Origin of the sequence: Arthrobacter sp. KBS0703 (assembly GCF_002008315.2) — a bacterium.
Taxonomy (GTDB): domain Bacteria; phylum Actinomycetota; class Actinomycetes; order Actinomycetales; family Micrococcaceae; genus Arthrobacter.
Genome location: NZ_MVDG02000014.1, coordinates 1 through 3,387, shown reverse-complemented (window position 1 = coordinate 3,387; position 3,387 = coordinate 1). Strand labels below are relative to the sequence as shown.

Annotated in this window: 4 protein-coding genes; all 4 read right to left on the bottom strand. The window is 68.7% G+C overall.

Features of this window, described 5'->3' with window-relative positions; all coding sequences use genetic code 11:
- The coding region (locus tag B1A87_RS22445) for an aldo/keto reductase (protein WP_144275955.1) at window positions 1-636 on the bottom strand (636 nt) is incomplete at its 3' end.
- Between the two features lie 117 nt (window positions 637-753).
- The gene (locus tag B1A87_RS22440; protein WP_260681135.1) at window positions 754-2,058 is read right to left on the bottom strand and encodes a molybdopterin-dependent oxidoreductase; all 1,305 of its coding nucleotides are present in this window, start codon (window positions 2,056-2,058) and stop codon (window positions 754-756) included.
- 100 nt (window positions 2,059-2,158) lie between these two features.
- Window positions 2,159-3,010 carry an SDR family oxidoreductase gene (locus tag B1A87_RS22435; RefSeq protein WP_078026330.1) on the bottom strand — a complete coding sequence of 284 codons (852 nt, stop codon included), beginning with the start codon at window positions 3,008-3,010 and terminating at the stop codon, window positions 2,159-2,161.
- Between the two features lie 8 nt (window positions 3,011-3,018).
- Window positions 3,019-3,387 (bottom strand): aldo/keto reductase (locus B1A87_RS22430; RefSeq protein ID WP_144275954.1); only part of this gene is annotated, 369 nt, incomplete at its 5' end.

Below are 3,387 nucleotides of genomic sequence, written 5' to 3'. Positions count from 1 at the left end.
CACGCCCTGCGCCATGGGGGACCAGACGATCTGGGAGATGCCCAGCTCTTCGGACGCGGGAACGACCTCCGCCTCGATGACCCGCCACAGCATGGAGTACTGGGGCTGGTTGGAGATCAGCTGGAAGCCCAGTTCCTTCGCCAGCGCGTGGCCGTCCCGGAGCTGCTCGGCGGTCCACTCGCTGACGCCGATGTACAGCGCCTTGCCCTGCCGCACGATGTCCGCGAACGCCTGCATCGTCTCTTCGAGCGGCGTCTCGAAGTCGTAGCGGTGCGCCTGGTACAGGTCGACGTAATCGGTCTGCAGCCTGGTCAGGGAGCCGTCGATCGATTCCATGATGTGCTTGCGCGACAGTCCCAGGTCGTTCTTGCCCTTGGGGCCGGTGGGCCCGAACACCTTGGTGAAAATCTCCACGGACTGGCGGCGTTCGCCCTTCAGCGCTTCGCCGAGGACCGTCTCGGCCGCGGTGTTGGCGTAGACGTCAGCCGTGTCAAAGGTGCTGATGCCGGCGTCGAGCGCCGCCCGCACGCACTGGGTGGCGACGTCGTTCTCCACCTGGGAGCCGTGGGTCAGCCAGTTGCCGAAAGTGATTTCCGAGATCTTGAAGCCGCTGTTTCCGAGATATCTGAATTCCATGGGCTTTACGCTAGCGGAGATGGTTGCTCAGGGTAAGGGATGCGCGCGGTTCATCTGCCTGCTGCGCCGGCCTGACCGCCGGGCCAGTCCGCCGGGCCTGACTGCAGGGGCGGTGCCTCAGGACCGGACGCGGACGTCCTCGTGCTGTGCCAGCGAGACCATGGACCCGGTGTCCAGGACGGCCATGTTCCCGGCGGCGGGCTTCCGCGCCGGCCGCGGAGGCTGGGCGGACAAGGCAAGCGCGGACCGTGCCGGTGCTTCCTTGGGTCCCGTTTCGCCGGGGGCGGGGGCCTCTGCGTTCGGTTTCGGATTGTTCTGGGCGTCTTCCTGCACGCCCTCTTGGCGCCGGGATTCTTTGTGCAGCGCCTTTTTATCCAGGGCCGCCGTGTGCAGCGCCTCCGTATTAAGGGCGGACTCCACCAGCGGAGCAACCTTCACCACGCCGTCGGCAGCCACACCCAGTCCGGGCCGGTCCGGGGCGCTGACCTTGATCTCCGGGGCGACAGCCCTGGCGCGCGCCACCGCACGGGCATCGGCGAGATGTGTATAAGAGACAGCGCCGGACCAGGCCCGGCCGCGCAGCATGACCGGGCCGCGGGGGAGGATGCGGCGCCGCGTGAAGAAGTCCGGAATTCCCGGGGGAACCATCAGCGACCGTACCCTGATCCGCGAAACCGGCGTGCCGGCGTCGTTCGCGTTGTGCTGGTAGCGGTACGCGACCGCCTGCTGGAAGCCGTGGAACGGGGCCGTCACCACCTGGATCGACTGCAGCCATTTGACGCTCGCCATGCCGTACCAGCCGGGAACCACCAGCCGCAGCGGGTAGCCGTGCTGGGCCGGCAGCTCGCTGCCGTTCATCTTGTAGGCAAGCACGACGTCGGGCCGCAGCGCTTCCGCGATGGGCAGGCTCCGCGCGTAGTGGTGGCGGACGCCGCCCTGGACCCCTTCATCCGCCCCGGTGAACACCACCTCTACGGCTTCAGGCTCCACGCGGGCCTGCGCGAGCAGGTAGGCCAGCGGGACGCCTGTCCAGACTGCCGTGCCCACGCCCTCGAGGACCCATGGCTGGCTGAGCGGCCGCGGCTTGAGCAGTGAGCGGCCGTTGCCGGCGCATTCAAGCGTCACCGGAACGCTGATGGCCGGGTCCTTCTTGAGCGCGGCCAGGCTCAGTTCCATCGCCATCTCCACGGCGCCGCCGATCCGCAGGTGCCAGGAGCCGTCCTCTATCTGCGGGATGTCGAAGTGCGTCAGCACATAGTGCATGCCCGGCGGCGTCACGTCCTGGCGGAGGGCCTCCAGCGGCATCGAATGGTTCCGCGCGGCGAGCTGCAGTTCGTCCTGGGTGAGCGGCCCGTACGTGGGTTCCCCTGGATGCGGCCTGGGCCGGGCTGACTGACGGCGACGGTAGATCAGCTTTGTCATGGCGTTGCGATTCTGCTCGGTGCTGCTGACGGCGTGCTCCCTTTTAGGTTTACGCCGCACCCTCAGGGCCGTCAACAGTCCCGTCCGGCTGTGCTGCCGGCTACAGCTGCGGCAGCTTCACAAACTCCTCGAGCCCGATCGGGTCCTGCCCGGTGAGCCCGTTTACGTCCGACGTCGGCCCGGCCAGTTCACCGGCGGCAATCGCCGTGTAGGTGCTCACCCAGGCGTTCACCAGCCACGCCGGGGCCCCGTACGAGGCCCGGGAGGAGTAGGCCTCCTCCAAGGTTTCGTCGTGGTACGTGACGGCCCGGCCGGTGGCCCGGGTGAGCACCTCCGCCGCCCGCGCCAGCGAGAGATCCTCCGGGCCTGTGAGGTTGTAGGTGAACCCGGCATGCACGGCCGGATCCCGGAGTACCGCCACGGCGCTGCGGGCGATGTCCTCCCGTGTCACGGCTGCCATGACGCCGTCCCGGGCCGGACCGCGGATCACGCCGTCCTCCCCGGTCAGCTTCGGCAGGAAGTCCAGGTAGAAGTTGTTCCGCAGGAACGTAAAAGACATCCCGGACGCGCGGATCCGCGCCTCGGTGGCGTAATGGTCGCGGCCCAGGGTGAACGTGCAGTCCGGGGCGGCGCCGAAGAACGACGTATAGACAATGTGCTGCACGCCCGCCTCGGCCGCGGCATCCACGAACGCGTGGTGGTGCTGCAGCCGGTCTTCCGCCTCGGCCGCCGAGACCATGAACAGGGTCTTCACGCCCTCCAGCGCGGGGCGCGAAAGCACCGGGTCCGCGTAGCTGACCAGGACGGTCGGTGCGTTATCCAGCTCTGGTGCGCGTCCGGCGTCGCGCACCAGCAGGCGCTGGGAGAACCCGGCGTCGGCGAGCTGGCGGGCCACCATTCCGCCGAGGACCCCCGTGGAGCCGGTGACGGCGAGATCGGGAAGGTCTGTCATGGCCGGTCCTAGCCTTCGCGCGTTGCGGGGGATTTTGTCTGGGCCGGATCGCGCTCGGCGAGGGAGCCGATGGCGTCGTCGATCTTCTTCAGGACCTCCGGTTCCAGCTTGACGCCTGCGGCCGCCGTGCTGTCCGCGATCTGCTCGGGCCGGGACGCGCCGATGATGGCCGAGGCCACGTTCGGGTTCTGCAGGACCCAGGCGACGGCCAGCTGCGGCATGCTCAGTCCGGCCTCCTCGGCGATGGGCTTCAGCTGCTGCACGCCGGCGAGGACGTCATCGCGCATCCAGCGCTGGATCATCTTGGCGCCGCCCTTGTCGTCCGTGGCGCGGCTCCGCTCGGGCAGCGGCTGGCCGGGCAGGTATTTGCCGCTCAG